The following is a 16,792-nucleotide window of genomic DNA, read 5'->3' on the forward strand; positions in this document are numbered from 1 at the left end:
CTGCAATGTTGAAGCTGCGCATTCTTAATCGCTCTGAATGCTGAGCGTGAAAATACATTTCCAGCCTCTGGATTTGATGTGGAAGCGATTACGCAGTTATTATCAACCTTCAGCGAAATAAAAACACCACGCAAACTGAGGTCGGGGTTGTACAGGCACACAGCAAGCCATCCTCCCGTAAAGATTCTGTCATGTCCGTATAACGTTCTCCCGGAGCCATATCCTGGCAAAAGCCGTCAAATAAAAAAACTGGTTGTTTGCCATGCAGTTGGCCCCAGAGCGTCATGCCCGGATAATAATTAACTCAGCCGTTATCCTTAACCGCTAAAAAAATTTTATTTTTTACACTTTCAAGTGTATTGAAACTTTTCAGAGAGTTGACCGGAAATGTTACAGCGGCTATAACCCTATTAGGTTCGATACTAAAATCATAAGATTTTAAGTTTAACCAAGTTGCTTTGGTATAGAAATATTTCACTCTTGCCCGCGATAAGTCAGGATGTTATCCGCATCTTCGTTGTTAAGATTTTTTCTGCACACAGCCAAGGTATTCTGAATATGTCAAATTCTGACAGCGACGCCCTACCGTTCCAAACGTGCGCAAGCGAGGACGCCCAACAACAGCGCGCCATCATTGACGTAGCGCCGGGAAAGCCAGGGATTGAAGCCCGCTGGACATCGAGTGCCAAGAGCGGAATTGGCACCGCCCTTTCACCTGATTCCCGCGTCTGGTTCACCTTAAGCCACGGCATTCTCAACGAAATTTATTATCCGCGCGTTGACAGCGCCTGCACCCGCGATTTCGGGTTCATCATCACCGCACCTGAAGGTTATTTTTCAGAAGAGAAGCGCGATTGCTCCACAGTAACCCATACGGTCTCGCCAGGCATTCCGGCCTTTTCGATCGTTAACACGGCCCGGGATGGTCGCTACCGGCTCGAAAAAGATATCATCACCGATCCTGCCCGTGACTGTATCCTGCAACGCATCCGTTTCACCGCGCTAAAGGGGGATGTTGCGGATTACAAGATCACCGCCCTGCTCGCTCCCCATCTGGTGAATGCCGGGCAAATGAACACCGCATGGATCAGTGAATTTGAAGACAGGCCCGTGCTTTTCGCCACGGGTCGCTCTCGTTACTTAGCGCTCGTCTGCGATATACCCTGGACGGCAATGAGCGTGGGCTTTGTCGGCACGTCAGACGGCTGGCAACAGCTGAAAAAATACGGGCGCATCGCGAACTCGTATCAGCGCGCGGACGATGGCAATGTCGCCCTTGCCGGTGAGCTGGCATTCACTAGTGCCTGCCGTGAAGCCATGCTGGCAATCGGGTTCGGCCAGACGGAATCCGAAGCCGCAGCGGCGGCAACCGCCAGTCTGAAAGCAGGCTTTGACAAAGCCCGCAAGCACTACATCAGTAACTGGCAAGCATGGCAGAACACGCTCATTCCACTCGATCAACCCGAGCGGAACGGTGTGAATACATACCGGGTGTCAACCGCAGTTCTGGCCTCGCATAAAGCAGCCGATTGCCCCGGTGCCGTTGTCGCGAGCCTGACGATTCCGTGGGGATTTTCCAGGGGCGATGACGATCTGGGAGGCTATCATCTGGTCTGGCCGCGTGACCTGGTCGAAACGGCTGGGGGATTCCTGGCAGCTGGCGATGCCAACGAAGCACTCGCCATACTGGATTATCTCCGACGCGTTCAGGAGCCCTCCGGGCGCTGGCCACAGAACCTGTGGCTCGATGGAAAACCATACTGGTCAGGTATCCAGATGGATGAGTGTGCCTTCCCTGTTCTGCTAGCCGATATGCTGCACCGACTTGGTCATCTCGATAAAAAAGCGCTGAAACACATTATGCCCATGCTGCGCGGTGCGGCCCGCTATATTTTGACCAACGGCCCGGCGACCGGCGAGGATCGCTGGGAAGAAGACGCGGGCTACAGCCCGTTTACCCTGGCGGTCGAAGTCTCCGCCCTTCTTACTGCCGCGGACCTGCTTTCGCTAGACGGCGATGAGGTGGCTGCAAACCATCTGCGCGAAACCGCCGACTGCTGGAATGAGCAGATTGAAAAATGGACCTTTGCCGGAGAGCCCGATTTTTGCGCATCGGTTGGTATTGCCGGTCACTACGTCCGCATCGCTCCCCCCGGCGCAACGGATGAAGCAAGCGCATCCGGCGAAACCGAGATCCGCAACCAGACGCCGGATCGGGCGATTCTGTCAACCACCGATGTGCTGAGTCCGGATGCTCTGGCATTGGTGCGTTTTGGTCTGCGCGCCGCCGACGACCCGCACATCGTGGATACGGTAAAAGCAATCGACCATAGTCTGCGTGTCGAACTCCCTCAGGGGCCACTATGGTATCGGTATACCGGCGATGGCTATGGTGAGCACGAAGACGGCGCGCCGTTCGATGGTATTGGCCAGGGACGTCCCTGGCCCTTGCTGGCGGGCGAACGCGCGCATTACGAGCTGGCAGCGGGCAGGCGCGAGGTCGCGGAGGCGCTCTTATCCACGCTGGAGAAGTCGGCAGGTCCGGGCGGGTTGTTACCGGAACAGACCTGGGACGGGCCCGATATTCCTGAAAGGGAGCTGTTCTTCGGCCAGCCAGCCGGGAGCGCCATGCCACTTGTCTGGGCGCATTCCGAGCATATTAAACTCGTGCGGTCGCTCCGCGATGGCGTGGTCTTCGATATGCCACCGCAGGGCGTTGAGCGCTATATCCGGAATAAAACCGCATCGCACTTGCGTATATGGCGCTTTAACAACCGCCTGTCTTCTGTTCCTGTCGGGAAGCAACTGAGGCTGGAAACGGAAGCGAACGCACTGGTGCACTGGAGCACAGATAACTGGGCGACCATCTCTGACAGCCCGGCGATCCCTTCCGGACTTGGCACATACTATGTGGACCTGCCTTTACAGCATGAGGACGCAGGAACCCGCGTTGTCTTCACCTTCTACTGGCCTGATGTTGAAAACTGGGAACACACCGACTTCACCGTTCAGGTTGTGAATGAACCGGAAAATCAAATGCGCATTGACAGAGAGGAATGATATGCAGATTGGAATGGTAGGACTCGGCCGTATGGGCGCAAACATGGTTCGTCGTCTTCTTAAACAGGGCCATGATTGCGTGGTCTTCGACGTGAATGCCGATAACGTTGACGCACTGGTTAAAGAGGGGGCAACCGGCGCGTCGTCGCCAGCCGATCTTATTGCTAAACTGGCGGCGCCGCGCGCGGTCTGGCTCATGCTGCCTGCCGCGATCACACCGAAGATTGCGCGGGATTTCGCATCAAAGCTGAATAAAGGCGACGCCATCATTGACGGGGGCAACTCCTTTTATCGTGAAGCGATCGATCTCTCTGGAGAATTTTCCCCCCTTGGGATCGACTATATCGACGTCGGTACATCGGGTGGCGTGTGGGGCCTGGAACGTGGCTATTCCCTTATGATCGGTGGCCCGCAGGCGGCTGTTAAGCGTCTGGATCCGATTTTTGCGTCGCTCGCGCCCGGTGCCGGTCAGCACATTGAGGAAGATGCGGCCGTAGGCACAGCGCCGAGAGGCTATCTTCATTGTGGGCCAGCGGGCGCCGGACACTTCGTCAAGATGGTACATAATGGCATTGAATATGGTGTGATGGCCGCCTATGCCGAAGGCCTGAATATACTGAAAGCCGCCAATGCCGGAAACGGCGAACGGGAGGCAGATGCGGAAACCGCGCCTCTGTCCCATCCTGAATATTACCGTTTTGACATCAATCTTCCCGCCGTTGCGGAGGTATGGCGACATGGCTCGGTTATCGGTTCCTGGCTGCTTGATTTGACCGCCGAGGCGTTGAAGCAGGACCCGCATCTTAAAAACTATGATGGTCGTGTGTCAGATTCCGGTGAAGGCCGCTGGACACTGCAGACAGCGGTGGAAACGGGCGTTCCCGCGCCGGTTCTCGCGTCTGCTCTCTTCGGGCGTTTCTCTTCTCGTGGTGAAGCTCTGTTTGCTGAAAAAGTTCTTTCAGCCATGCGGCACGCCTTCGGTGGCCATCTGGAAAAAAACCGCTAAAGCGGAGGGACACAGCGATGGTACAGCAACGTTCAGACGTACTGGTAGTGTTCGGTGTCACAGGCGATCTTGCCTATAAAATGATTTTCCCTTCACTCTATGCAATGGTGGAGCGTAACACGCTCAATACGCCCATTATCGGTGTGGCGTTTGAAGACTGGACGCGCGACCAGTTGATTGTGCGTGCAAAAGAGTCGGTTGAAAAACACGTTGATGAGTTCGATGAGGCAGTCTTTGCTGCGCTGGCGGACAGGCTGTCCTATGTTTCCGGCGATTATCGCATTCAGTCAACATTCGATGGATTGCGCGATGCGCTGGGGGACCATCATCACCCGCTCTATTACCTGGCTATTCCCCCTCGCTGTTTGAAACGGTCGTCACAGGTCTGCAAGAGGCAGGTATCGCGAAAGGTGCCCGCCTGATGGTGGAAAAGCCGTTCGGCCGCGATCTCGCGTCGGCAAAACAGCTGAACAACGTGCTTCACAACGTTTTCGATGAGGACGCGATTTTCCGTATCGATCACTTTTTGGGGAAGGAAGCCATCCAGAATCTCCTTTATTTTCGCTTTGCCAACAGCTTCCTCGAACCAATATGGAATCGCGATCATATCGAAAGCGTTCAGATTACTATGGCCGAGGACTTTGGTATTAAAGGACGTGGCAAATTTTATGATGAAGTTGGCTGCCTCCGCGATGTGATCCAAAATCACCTGGTGAATGTGCTTCTGTTGCTGACTATGGAACCTCCCGCCTCCGGCGCGTCTGACGATCTGGTTGATGAGAAAGTTCAGGTGCTGAAGGCCATTCCTCCCCTGTCAGACGATGATGTGGTTCGTGGACAGTTTGCAGGCTATACCGATGAACCCGGTGTCAACCCTTCCTCTTCGACAGAGACGTTCGCTGCGGTTCGTTTCCGGATTGCGACATGGCGCTGGAGTGGTGTTCCCTTTTTTATCCGTGCCGGAAAAAATCTGCCTGCGCATGCGACGGAAGTGATCGTGCGCTTCCGGCGACCACCCGTTACACTTTTCGATGACATTGCCAACGAGGCCGCTAACTATATCCGCTTTCGCCTTGGTCCGGATATTACGATCGGCATTGGGGCGCGACGCAAGGCGGCTGGCGAAAAGATGCGAGGTGAGGCCGTTGAGCTAACGGCGCTTGACGATGGCATCGGCGATATGGCGCCCTATGAGCGGCTGATAGGCGATGCGATGGCTGGCGATCGTCATCTTTTTACCCGACAAGACGCAGCGGAACTGGCCTGGAAGATCGTTGAGCCAGTACTGGATAAGAAAACCGTCCCCCTTTCCTACAAGCCCGGAACCTGGGGGCCGGATACGATGGCAGACTTTGCGCCCCCCGGCGGCTGGGTCGATCCCGATTGAGTTATGGAGCACTATCAATGACGCGGCAACCTAAAAAGAAAAAAGATGAAATCGTTCTGGCCATCGACATCGGCGGAAGCCATGTAAAAATCCTCTCCAGCGCTGGCGGGGTGAAAAAGAAGGCGGACAGTGGAAAGACAATGTCTGCGGCTGAAATGGTTGCTGTGGTTAAGAGCCTGGCTGAAGGCATGACCTACGATGTGATTGCAATGGGATATCCCGGTCCGGTCGCCCACAACAAACCGCTTCGGGAACCCGCCAACCTCGGTGAGGGCTGGGTGGGATTTGACTATGCGGGCGCATTCGGTTGCCCTGTTCGTATCGTCAACGACGCCCTGATGCAGGCGCTGGGTTCCTATCAGGGCGGACGCATGCTCTTTCTCGGTCTTGGCACGGGATTAGGTGCTGCGATGATCGTTGAGAATGTCGCTCAGCCCATGGAGATTGCTCACTTACCTTATCGCAAGGGCAATAGCTATGAACATTATGTGGGTGAAGCCTATCGGATAAAAAAGGGCAACAAAAAATGGCAAGAGCGTGTTTTTGATGTAGTGGAGATGCTGACCGCCGCGTTACAGCCTGAGTACGTCGTCTTAGGCGGCGGAAACGTAGGTGAACTCGATTCACTTCCGCCCAACTGCCGGAAAGGCGACAACACGCTGGCATTCGAAGGTGGATTTCGTCTCTGGAACGACCCAAACTTGATCACGTGATTCCTGCCTTTTAAGAAAGCCAGAATAGCGGTGCTGTGTTTTAGGTTTACTGCCGTGAACGTTTATTCGCGGCAGACTAACGAAAACCGCCAGCGAATGCGACATTCATAGCTGGCCGACCCGCCCCGTCATTGCCGGTGACCGGCATCGGTGGGTTAAGAAAACCTGTCAGAAACCCCAAAAAAGCCTGAAAATGGCGTTTTTTATTGCTGCTTCATACTGACTGACATCACCCACTTTATCCCCTAACGCTTTCACCGGGACAGATGCAATGTCGGTTGTCACAACGCGGTACTTGCTGCCGTTAACCAGTACCTCAGGATAAAGTTCACCTGAACCCACGAACTCGCCCGGAAGAGCAAGGGGGGCAACCATTAAACGGCCTGGTGTGTCTATCAGGTAGCTTTGTATTTCAACAAGATAAGGATATTTTTTACCATTCTTGTGTGAGTAAACGTCAAATTGCATCCCTACCAGTTCCTGTACATATCAGAAAGCGATCCCTCTTCTCCCACAAAGTCAGAGAAGGCTTTCATGCTTTCACGGTTTTCTTCTTTCCAGCGTTCAGCCCGGATTCTGCGAGCCTCAGTAGTGACAAGCTCGTTAACCATTTTAGAAAGGTTTAAACCCGCAGATGAAAATATCTCGTAGGCTTCTTTATCAATGGTGACGTTAGTTCTGTATTTCATGTGCACCTCCGAAGTGTGAGTTATAAGTATACACTGCTGATACACACCAGCAAGGAACGATTTTTAGGTGTACTTTGCTTTCACGTGCGCCTGGTTTGACCCGCCCGAAAAGCGTTGTTCAGCTTGTCAGACTGCTTATGACCCTGAATGTACGATCGCACTGGCCCAGAGAAAAATGTCTGCTCAGATAACAGGCTCTTTCTGAATAAGTGGCCACTTTGTTTACGGTCTTGCACGGGCCAAAGCAGATAGCCGTGAAGAAAAACGAAACGGTGACGATATACTAGCTGACCACTTGTCCGCGTTTCTGAAGCGGATAGCTTTCTGTTGAAACCTTTCAGCGACAGGAAGGAAGGTGAATGCAGGAAGCGGATTAATGTAAGTGCAGGTTTAACTCTCGTTGTGCGGCAAGAGCAGAGGGACGGCAAAAAGCTCGTCCTGGTGGTCCGTCTGCCGTGGTTACTCATACACAATAAAAAAGTTTCAAGCTAGCCATTTAACTGGAGCACCGCATGTTAGACACCAGCATATATCACACCTCAGAAACAACCACCGGCGTTTCCTGCTCACCCACTAACCTGGTGACCCTCAGGGACAGAAATAATAAAACATGGATGATCCAGAAAGAGCTTATTGCCTGGGTCCGTGAAGAAGAATTTTCAAAAGGTTGCCGCGTCGTTCTGTCTAACGACAAATGGTTTGACGTTCCTCTCGGTATCGATGAACTGGTAAGCGCGCTAGGTTTGCCGGTTCCACCACATACTGACGACTAAGTAGGCGCCGTGAGACAGGTGCATAAGTGCCTGTCCAAAAAATATCACAGAACTGCGATGCCATAGGTTGAGTGCGTGTGCCGCTCAGAACGTATCGTTGAGTCTGTTGTTATCAGCATGGACATACGTAGGGTGACACTGCGTTCGCCCGGCGCAACAGCTTATCAGTCCAGTACATCAGCTCATAACAGGCATTCGGCACTAACATACCAACGACTTTTCCAGCAAAGTAATATTTTTGCCCGCCGAGTATTCGATCCGAAATTTATCCACATACCACAAAATCAATTTCAGCCCTCTGCCGCTTTCCTGGGTCATTGTCTGGTCAGAAAAAGCATCACAACGTGCCGCCTGGAGGCGTTCAGCGGGAAATACACTCCCCTCGTCCATAAAGCGAAGCGTAATGCTGATGTCTGACGCAATAAATTCCACTGTAAACCGGCGGTGACTGTCTTCGTTTAGCGCATGACGAATGATATTGGTTGCTGTCTCACACGCGGCGAGATCGAGTGAGAACCGCCAGTCATCATTCACGGGTAACGCATTGAGAATCAAAACGGGAAAACGGTGGGCAGTAATGTCCATGAGGAAAGCATTCAACGTGACGACTAAGGTAAATTGCCTGAAAACCCACGGTTTTTTTGCGAAAACCTCTTATGGAGTTGGGCTGATGCTACCGTGTACGGAGCACAGCCCTGTTTCACTGGCGGGCAGAGCGTTTTTCTTCCGCTTAGCCTCTTTGTTTCCTGAATGATGCTTTACGGGTACGTAAAAAACACCTGGTTGTCGTTCCGGCCCGCTCCGCCCTTCCTGCTTCTCCGGCTGAGGAAAAGATCCCGGTTTACTCCTTCACCACCGCCTCCGTCTTCACCCCTGGCTGTGCGCTTGCCATTTTGCTTCGGCTCAAAAATGCATTCAGCAAAATCGCCCCGAAGGTCGCAGTGCCGATCCCGCCCATGCTGAAGCTGCCGAGCGTCAGGGTAAAATTGCCTGCGCCTAAAACCAGCGTGACCGCGACCATGATAAGGTTGCCGTTCAGCCCCAGGTCGACGTGGTTTTGTACCCAGATGCGGGCACCTGCCACGGCAATCAGCCCAAATACTACAATGGATGCGCCGCCGAGCACCGGGCCGGGAATGGTGTGGATCAGTGCGCCAAATTTAGGTGAGAAGCCCAGCACAATGGCAATGACCGCCGCGGCGACGAAAATCAGCGTGGAGTAAATTTTGGTGACAGCCATAACACCTATGTTTTCTGCATAGGTTGTCACGCCTGTTCCGCCTGCGGAGGCGGACAGCATCGTCGCCAGGCCATCACCGACAAACGCGCGGCCCATGTAGGGATCAAGGTTTTTACCGGTCATACCGGCCACCGCTTTAATATGGCCGAGGTTTTCTGCGACAAGGATTACTGCGACCGGCGCGATCATCAGCATGGCATGCGCGCTGAATACCGGCGTCGTAACGGTTGGTGCGCCAAACCAGGGTGCCTGAGCGACCGCGCTAAAATCCACTGGCGTGCCCAGTCCAAGGCCGTTGGTGATGACCATATAAATCAGATAAGCGGCCACCAGCCCCAGTAACAGCAACAGGCGCTGCACCAGACCGCGGGTGAATACGGCTACCGAACCGATGCAAAGCACGGTCATGACGGCCATCCAGCTGTCAAACGAGGAGGCGGAGACGCTGTGAATCGCAATCGGCGCGAGGTTTAGCCCAATCGCCATGACCACGGTACCGGTCACGACGGGCGGCATCAGACGTTCAATCCACCGCGTGCCAACCGCCATTACGATAAAACCGATCACCATATAGAGCAGGCCGCAGGCAATAATCCCGCCAAGGGCCACACCGATATTGGGATTCGCACCCTGACCACTGTAGCCGGTTATCGCGATAACCAGTCCGACGAAGGCGGCACTGGACCCGAGGTAACTTGGTACGCGGCCGCCTACCACCAGGAAGAACAGTAAGGTACCGATCCCCGACATCAGGATGGCCATATTAGCGTCAAAGCCCATCAGTAAGGGCATGAGGACCGTGGCGCCAAACATCGCTACCGTATGTTGCAATCCCATAATGATCGTCGTGCCTGACGGCAGCCGTTCATCCGGCGCGATGACGACGCCCTCCAGATTGCCTTCTCTTTTACGCCATTGCGGAAACCAGGTATTTGCCATGCACGACCCTTACTAAGTTGAGAGGAGTGAGTTAACAGGCTGTCTGACGCATCAGTGGGTGATAGCGCCGGTCGAAATACACCAGTCCATGGCCGTTGTCGTTGCGCTGAATAGCAACGACTTCACAAAACAAAATATCGTGGGTGCCGACGCTGGTGATCTGCGTAATGTTGCAGTCAAACGACACCAGCGCATCGGTGAGGATCGGCGATCCGGTGGCAAGGCTGGCCCAGTCAGCGGCCGCGAAACGCGCATCCATCGGTGTCTTTCCGCCGAACAGATTGGACAGCGACGCATGACCGTCTGAGAGCGTGTTAACGCACAGCACCTGGTTTTGCGTAAACGCCGCATGAACAGAGGCCGCGCGGTTCAGGCATACCAGCAACGTCGGTGGCGTATCGGTCACGCTGCATACCGCAGAGGCAGTAAAACCGGCCCGTCCACCTGCCCCGTCTGTGGTGATGATGTTGACGGCGGAACCCAGGTGCGCCATCGCATCGCGGAACTCTTGCTTTTCAACGGCAGCCTGTTTAGCAGCGGTTGCGGGCTGTGTGGCGTTCAGAGTGGATTGCATGCTCGTGTCCTCATAATGAAACAGGGTGCTTACAGCACGCGGCAGGCGCGGTCAAAGTCAAGACGCGGTGCGCGCGGATACAGTTTGCTGCTGTCGCCGTAACCGATGTTGATGAGAAAGTTGGATTTCCAGCCCGTCTGCGCCAGGAAGGTTTCATCCACTTTCGCATTGTCGAAACCAGACATCGGTCCGGTGTCCAGTCCGAGTGAGCGGCAGGCCATAATCAGATAGGCTGCCTGCAGACTGCTGTTGCGAAATGCCGTATCGTGCGCCAGCTGCGGGCTGGAGGTGAACCACGAACGCGCATCGCCGGAGGGAAACAGTTCGGGCAGTAATTCATAAAACGCAGGATCCCAGGCAATGATCGCCGTCACCGGTGCAGTCAGGGTTTTCTTCAGATTGCCGCTGGACAGCGCCGGTGCCAGTTTCTCTTTGGCCGCCTGGCTCTGGATAAACACAATGCGCACCGGGCTGCAGTTTGCAGATGTTGGCCCCATGCGCGCCAGCGCGTAAATCGTTTCCAGCTGTTCATGGGTCACCGGTTTATCCAGCCAGCCGTTATGGGTGCGGGCGTCGGTGAACAGGGTTGCCAGGGCGCTGGCGGTTAAGGCTTCGGCCATGATATCTCCGTTGAAAAGGGCTCGGACACGATGTCAGCTGCATGAAAAGCATGCCGCCGCAGCCAGTCCAGTAAAATCGGGTTAAACGTATCGGGGTCGGTCACACTCATGGCGTGACCGCCATACTGCATTTGCTGGTGCTCCCCCAGAGGAAGACGGGCAGCGAGATCGGCCGAGCGCTGCCAGGGCACCAGCAAATCGTCTTTACAGCTCAGCGCCAGCGTCGGTGCGATCACCCCGTCGAGCGAGGCGGTCAGGTCAGACGTCATCAGCGCCTGTAAGCGATGCAGCAGATTTTCCATTCCCTGAAAATGCGCCACCTGATGCTGGCGCTCTTCCTGCAATAACGTCTCATGCTCAGAAAGCCAGTCGCCCGGATACAGAAACAGGGGCTGCGCCTGAACATACGCATCCACCCCGCTGTTAAGCAGCAGGTTCTGACGGACCTCAAAGCAGCGACGCGTCTGGCTGTCGAGCGTTGCCCATCCGTTGATGACCACCAGACTTTGCAGTAAGGCCGGATAACGCAGTGCAAGATGCAGGCCAACGATGCCGCCGAGTGCGTGACCGACCAGATGGCAGCGGCGGATATCCAGCCCATTGAGCATGCCCGCCAGCTCATCGGCCATATCCTCCATGCGGTAACCGGCCGGAACGGTGCCCTGACTCAGGCCGGTGCCGTGCTGGTCATAAATCACGACGCGAAAATACTGTGTCAGTACAGGCAGTTGCGGCTGCCAGAAACTGCCGGAACCGCCCAGCCCTGAAGAGAGCACGACCGTGTCTGCATCGGCATTATCTTTACCTAATACCTTGTAATACATGCTGTTTCCTCAGGGTTATCAGAACAGATGCCGGTAAACAGATTACTTGCCGATGTGGGCAATCGTTGCGATCTCAATCAGGGCATCCGGCTTCACCAGCCCGCACTGAATACAGAAACGCGCGGGTTTTTCACCGGGAAAATACTCGGCGTAGACTTGATTGATTGCCCCGTAGTTGGCCCAGTCGGTGATAAAGATGGAATTCATGGTGACGTCCTCCATTGTGCCGCCTGCGGTTTCAATCACGTTTTTGATGATCTCCAGAACGTGACGGGTTTGTGCCGCGGCATCGCCAACGTGCACCACGTTGTTGTCTTTATCAAACGGCAGCGTCCCGGAAACGTACACCACGCCATCGGCGAGCGTGCCCGGAACAAAAGGTGCCAGTGGCACTCCACTGCCAGCGGGAATAATGGCGCTTTTAGGCATCGTTGATTGTCCTTTGTAAAAGCGGTCAGGCCGCGTGTTGTTCAGTTTTGTAACCTACAGCGTCACAGAACTGACGCACGTTAGAGACCCAGCCAAAAAAGGTTTCAATGTTATAGATCGCGGCTTTCTGTGCGAATTCCGGGCCGGCCTGGTGCGTCGCGTCTTCCAGTACGACGCCAAAATATTCCAGGAAAAAGCCATCGCGCAGGGTGGATTCCACGCAGACATTCGTGGCGATGCCGGTAAAGACCAGATGATGAATGCCATAGCTGCGCAGCAGACTGTCGAGCTGGGTATTAAAGAAACCGCTGTAACGGGGTTTGGGCAGCACAATATCGCCCGGCTGCGGCTGAAGCTCATCGACCAGGTCGTAATCCCAGTCGCCTTTTGCCAGCAGTTTGCCCATCAGCTCCGGGCGTTTGCGCATGGTTTTTAGCGCATTGGATTTATGGAAGTTCGGCGACCCCGCACCGCCGGCTTCGACATACTGATTATCCCAGCCGTTCTGGAAGAAAATCACTTTGATGCCCGCCGCGCGTGCGGCGGCAATCGCCACTTTAATATTGGCGATCACCGGCGCGGTGGCAGAGACATCAAAGCCCGCCAGATCCAGGTAACCGCCCTGTGACGCATAGGCATTTTGCATATCCACGACAATCAGCGCGGTTTGCTGCGGGGTAAAAGCGATGGCTTCAGGACGGGCTGTGAGGACCGTTTCCTCGCCGGTATTGTGGGGTTCGCGGCGGACCACTGACGGATTCTCAACAACGTTCATTATGCGACCTCTTTCTGCGCAATGCCGATGTGCTGGCGGGTTTTCATTAATGGCTGAATGTAGCGGCCAAAGTTTTCGATGCCCTCAACGAAGTCGTCAAAGGTCAGCAGGACGCCGCCGGCGCCGGGCACGGTGTCGATTTCATCGAGCATTCTGGCGACGCTGGCCCAGGAGCCGACCAGTGTGCCCATATTGATGTTGACCGCTGAGGTGGGATCCGCCATCTGACGGACATTGGTATCGCTGCCGGATTGGGTGTCCTTGCTGCTCTGATCGGTCAGCCACGCGAGCGCCTCGGCGTCAGCCCCGGCTTTATACAGCTCCCATTTGGCGCGCGCGGCCTCATCGGTTTCATCAGCGATGACCATGAACAGCACATAAGAAGACACGTCGCGGTTTTCAGCCTCTGCCGCTTTTTTCATGCGGGCGGCGGTTGGCGCGAAGGCCGTTGGTGTATTGACGCCCTTGCCGAAGCAGAAATTAAAGTCGGCATGTCTGGCAGAAAACGCCATGCCTGCATCACTTTGCCCGGCGCAGATCACTTTCATCTCGCTTTGAGGGCGCGGGCTGACGCGGCAGTCGTCCATTTTGAAGAATTCGCCGTCGAGCGTGCAGTGGCCGGTGCCCCACAGATCGCGCAGCACGCTGACGTATTCGGTCAGGTAATCATAGCGGCGGGTAAAATAGTCATCGCCCGGCCACATGCCCATTTGCTCGTACTCGGGTTTTTGCCAGCCGGTGACAACGTTGACACCGAAACGGCCGTTAGAGATGGAATCAATGGTGGCGGCCATGCGCGCGACGATCGCCGGCGGCATCACCAGCGTAGCGGCCGTGGCGTAAAGTTGAATGCGAGAGGTCACGGCGGCCAGTCCGGCCATCAGCGTGAACGACTCCATATTGTGTTCCCAAAATTCGGTTTTACCACCGAAGCCGCGCAGTTTAATCATGGAAAGCGCAAAATCGAAATGGTAGTGCTCCGCTTTTTGCACGATGGTTTTGTTCAGGTCGAAGGTCGGTTTGTACTGCGGTGCAGTTTCTGAAATTAACCAACCGTTGTTGCCGATAGGAATAAAGACACCGATTTTCATCGCTCACCTCGATTAAAAGTAATAAGTACCAATACAAGGGCTTACGAAAATCTCTGCGCGGCTTGAGTGCGTCCTGCGGGTTCCGAATTGCACCGTGCTGAAATCTCCAGACGCAAGAGTCTTTGCAAAGCGGGTGCCAGTTTTAAAATAAATAACCTTTTCATAGGGTTGAAAGTTTGAATGGAAGATAACTGGAGCAAACGGTCCGTTTCGGACCCATTGTTCAAAAATAACTGCACAGATAACAGGCAAGATTGAGCAAAAAGGGTGCAAATCGCTCAACTGTTGATTTCAGAGCGCGTGAATAATGAGCGTTGCGATGGTCGCCCCTGCCCCCATTTGTTATGATTCACGCCTTGCTGTTTGTCTCAGGAGATGTTGTGAAGCCATTGGTCGAACACCCGCACGCTGCCGCCGGAGAGCAAAAATCCGTTAGCCCAGGCTCCAAAACCACAACGCGACGCTCGCGGGCGGTTGCTGCCAAACGTGGCGCTATCATGACCGCCGCACTGGAATTTTTTTCACTCTATGGCTTTCACGGCACCCGGCTGGAGCAGGTTGCAGAACGGGCTGACGTCTCGAAAACCAACCTCTTTTATTACTTCCCGACAAAAGAAGCGCTCTATATTGATGTGCTGAAAGGACTGCTGGATATCTGGCTGGCGCCGTTAAAGGCGTTACAGCCCGATCAGCATCCACTGGAAGCCATTAGAGAATATATTCGCCTGAAACTCTGTGTGTCCCGCGATCATCCGCAGGCTTCGCGTCTTTTTTGCCTGGAGATGGTTCAGGGCGCGCCGTTGCTGAAACAGGAGCTGGGGGCGGCCTGAAAACCCTGGTAGAAGAGAAATGCGATGTCATTCGGGGCTGGATTAAAGATGAGCGCATTGCCCCCGTCGATCCAATGCAGTTGATTTTTATGCTCTGGGCAACGACGCAGCATTACGCCGATTTTAGCGTGCAGGTTGAGGCAATCACCGGTAAAACGCTCAGCGATCCGGCGTTTTTCGACCAGACGGTAAAAAACCTTCAGCACATTATTACTGAAGGCATTCAGATGCGGGCTTAATCCGCCTGGCGGGGGCGTTTGTACCGACGCCTAAGCGAAAGGTTGCCAAAGATTTTGCTCGACGCAGCGTCGGGTGACATGCAGGCCGCTCATCTCTGCTGAATGGCTAGCGAAGCCCGATCAAACGGGTCGTTTGAATTAGGTATTCATCAGACTCTGTACGCCTGTATTGCCCAGTACGCGGCGCAGGAAATCCTGCGTGCGCGCTTCCTGAGGCCGCAGCAGCACCTCATCCGCATGACCCTGCTCTACAATCTGTCCGCTGTGCAGGAAACACACGCGATCGGCGACCTCTCTTGCAAACTGCATCTCATGCGTTACCACGATCATGGTCATTCCCTGCTGGGCCAGGTTGCGCATAACCTGCAGCACTTCGCCGACCAGTTCTGGGTCCAGCGCGGATGTCGGCTCATCAAAAAGAATGGCTTTAGGCTGCAGGGCCAGCGTGCGGGCAATTGCTACGCGCTGCTGCTGACCACCGGAAAGCTGCGACGGCCAGGCGGAAACTTTGTCGCCCAGCCCTACTCTTTCCAGCAGCTCTTTGGCCATCTTTTCGGCTTTACTGCGTGTCTCGCCATTGACGTAAATCGGCCCTTCCATCACGTTTTCCAGCACGCTACGGTGAGGAAACAGATTAAAGCGTTGAAAAACCATACCGATCTGGCGACGCAGCGCGTTGATACGTTTGCTTTTACTGTCAACATGCTGATCAAGCACGCGGATGGTGCCGCTTTCATAGGTTTCCAGCCCGTTGATACAGCGCAGCACCGTCGATTTCCCGGAGCCTGAAGGCCGACCAGGCACACCACTTCGCCCTCTTCGACGCGAAAACTCACCCCTTTCAGCACTTCAACTGCACCAAAGCGCTTATGGACATCAAGAATTTCAATCATCTCATGCTCCTTTTTTCTGGCGATTTTCAAGGTGCCTGGTAAAAGCCAGCAACGGCATGCATAACGTCAGGTAGAGCAACGCCACCAGCGTATACACAGTGGTGTTATCAAAGGTCGAAGCCGCCAGAAGCTGGCCCTGGCGGGTCATTTCGGTAACCGCGATCGTTGACGCCAGCGCTGAGTCTTTCAGCATCATGACCAGGGTATTGCTGTATGGCGGCAGCGCGACATGAAAAGCCTGAGGCAGAATGACGCGTCGCATCGCTTTAAAGAAGCTCATGCCCATAGAGCGCGCCGCCTCAAGCTGACCACGATCGACCGATTCAATACCGGAACGAAAAATCTCGGCCAGGAAGGTTGAAAAGCAAAACGCGATACCGATGACGCTGGCCTGAAAGGATGTCAGGGTAATGCCGATATCGGGAAAAACGAAATAGATGTAGAACAGCACCACAATCATCGGCAGTGCGCGAGTGATATTAATGATGACGCTGACGGGCCAGGAAATGATTTTAAAAGGACACATTTTTGCGGCAGCGAAGATCAACCCCAGCGGCGTACTGATGAGCAAGGACAGTAGCGTGATATAAATCGTCATTTCAGCCCCTTGCAAAAGAAAGGGAAGGTAAACATGAATGCTGCTCCAATCCATTATGCGCTCCCGCCGGTGTTGAGTGTCATGCTTCAAATTCATTTAAATGAATATGTTT

Annotated in this window: 15 protein-coding genes and 3 pseudogenes; 6 read left to right on the forward strand and 12 right to left on the reverse strand. The window is 54.4% G+C overall.

The genetic code is table 11. From position 1 onward, the window contains the following. Positions 1-558: 558 nt before the first annotated feature. The 4 genes and pseudogenes from C1N58_RS21180 to C1N58_RS21195 all read left to right on the forward strand — a co-directional run bounded on the left by C1N58_RS21180 (position 559) and on the right by C1N58_RS21195 (position 6,166). Positions 559-3,060, forward strand: coding sequence for a glucan 1,4-alpha-glucosidase (locus C1N58_RS21180; protein WP_394564971.1), 2,502 nt, complete (start codon positions 559-561; stop codon positions 3,058-3,060). 1 nt (position 3,061) lies between these two features. Then, on the forward strand, positions 3,062-4,066 hold the full coding sequence (gene gnd / locus C1N58_RS21185; RefSeq protein WP_058702568.1) for a phosphogluconate dehydrogenase (NAD(+)-dependent, decarboxylating): 1,005 nt from the start codon (positions 3,062-3,064) through the stop codon (positions 4,064-4,066). A 17-nt stretch (positions 4,067-4,083) separates the two neighbouring features. Further along, a pseudogene (zwf, locus tag C1N58_RS21190) lies at positions 4,084-5,453 on the forward strand (glucose-6-phosphate dehydrogenase). 17 nt (positions 5,454-5,470) lie between these two features. Beyond that, positions 5,471-6,166 (forward strand): ROK family protein, encoded by a 696-nt coding sequence (locus C1N58_RS21195; RefSeq protein WP_324030716.1) that lies wholly within the window; start codon positions 5,471-5,473, stop codon positions 6,164-6,166. 168 nt (positions 6,167-6,334) lie between these two features. Here the strand turns inward: C1N58_RS21195 and C1N58_RS21200 are convergent, their stop codons facing one another. Together C1N58_RS21200 and C1N58_RS21205 are read right to left on the reverse strand one after the other, a co-directional pair. Continuing rightward, a complete protein-coding gene (locus C1N58_RS21200) occupies positions 6,335-6,634 on the reverse strand; it encodes a CcdB family protein (RefSeq protein WP_324030717.1) in 300 nt (99 codons plus the stop codon). A gap of 2 nt (positions 6,635-6,636) precedes the next feature. Further along, on the reverse strand, positions 6,637-6,855 hold the full coding sequence (locus C1N58_RS21205) for a type II toxin-antitoxin system CcdA family antitoxin (RefSeq protein ID WP_006121899.1): 219 nt from the start codon (positions 6,853-6,855) through the stop codon (positions 6,637-6,639). 512 nt (positions 6,856-7,367) lie between these two features. On the opposite strand from C1N58_RS21205, the gene C1N58_RS21210 reads away from it, so the two are divergent. Continuing rightward, the gene (locus tag C1N58_RS21210) at positions 7,368-7,628 is read left to right on the forward strand and encodes a hypothetical protein (RefSeq protein WP_054633991.1); all 261 of its coding nucleotides are present in this window, start codon (positions 7,368-7,370) and stop codon (positions 7,626-7,628) included. Between the two features lie 201 nt (positions 7,629-7,829). Here C1N58_RS21210 and C1N58_RS21215 read toward each other — a convergent pair whose 3' ends face one another. The 8 genes from C1N58_RS21215 to rutA all read right to left on the reverse strand — a co-directional run bounded on the left by C1N58_RS21215 (position 7,830) and on the right by rutA (position 14,120). Further along, positions 7,830-8,213 (reverse strand): ATP-binding protein, encoded by a 384-nt coding sequence (locus tag C1N58_RS21215; RefSeq protein WP_054633992.1) that lies wholly within the window; start codon positions 8,211-8,213, stop codon positions 7,830-7,832. Between the two features lie 256 nt (positions 8,214-8,469). After that, entirely contained in the window at positions 8,470-9,807 is a 1,338-nt protein-coding gene (rutG, locus tag C1N58_RS21220) for a pyrimidine utilization transport protein G (RefSeq protein ID WP_394564972.1), read from the reverse strand. 31 nt (positions 9,808-9,838) lie between these two features. Next, the gene (gene rutF / locus C1N58_RS21225) at positions 9,839-10,381 is read right to left on the reverse strand and encodes an NADH-dependent FMN reductase RutF (protein WP_039339420.1); all 543 of its coding nucleotides are present in this window, start codon (positions 10,379-10,381) and stop codon (positions 9,839-9,841) included. 29 nt (positions 10,382-10,410) lie between these two features. Beyond that, positions 10,411-11,001 (reverse strand): malonic semialdehyde reductase, encoded by a 591-nt coding sequence (locus C1N58_RS21230; RefSeq protein ID WP_006121913.1) that lies wholly within the window; start codon positions 10,999-11,001, stop codon positions 10,411-10,413. Continuing rightward, on the reverse strand, positions 10,986-11,825 hold the full coding sequence (rutD, locus tag C1N58_RS21235) for a pyrimidine utilization protein D (protein WP_283789004.1): 840 nt from the start codon (positions 11,823-11,825) through the stop codon (positions 10,986-10,988). The genes C1N58_RS21230 and rutD overlap by 16 nt, the downstream gene beginning before the upstream one ends. Positions 11,826-11,867: 42 nt before the next feature. After that, the gene (gene rutC / locus C1N58_RS21240) at positions 11,868-12,254 is read right to left on the reverse strand and encodes a pyrimidine utilization protein C (RefSeq protein ID WP_006121916.1); all 387 of its coding nucleotides are present in this window, start codon (positions 12,252-12,254) and stop codon (positions 11,868-11,870) included. Positions 12,255-12,279: 25 nt separating this feature from the next. After that, positions 12,280-13,029: a pyrimidine utilization protein B gene (rutB, locus tag C1N58_RS21245; RefSeq protein ID WP_006121917.1), complete on the reverse strand. Its 750-nt coding sequence runs from the start codon at positions 13,027-13,029 to the stop codon at positions 12,280-12,282. After that, on the reverse strand, positions 13,029-14,120 hold the full coding sequence (rutA, locus tag C1N58_RS21250) for a pyrimidine utilization protein A (protein WP_006121918.1): 1,092 nt from the start codon (positions 14,118-14,120) through the stop codon (positions 13,029-13,031). Before rutA ends, rutB begins: the two co-directional genes overlap by 1 nt. A 380-nt stretch (positions 14,121-14,500) precedes the next feature. Between rutA and rutR the strand changes: the two are divergent. Continuing rightward, positions 14,501-15,189 (forward strand): annotated as a pseudogene (rutR, locus tag C1N58_RS21255) (HTH-type transcriptional regulator RutR). A 138-nt stretch (positions 15,190-15,327) separates the two neighbouring features. Here the strand turns inward: rutR and C1N58_RS21260 are convergent. Then, positions 15,328-16,082: pseudogene (locus tag C1N58_RS21260) on the reverse strand (amino acid ABC transporter ATP-binding protein). A 1-nt stretch (position 16,083) separates the two neighbouring features. Continuing rightward, positions 16,084-16,734 carry an amino acid ABC transporter permease gene (locus C1N58_RS21265; protein ID WP_006121921.1) on the reverse strand — a complete coding sequence of 217 codons (651 nt, stop codon included), beginning with the start codon at positions 16,732-16,734 and terminating at the stop codon, positions 16,084-16,086. Positions 16,735-16,792 lie beyond the last annotated feature (58 nt).

The sequence above is a fragment of the Pantoea sp. SGAir0180 genome (assembly GCF_043546245.1).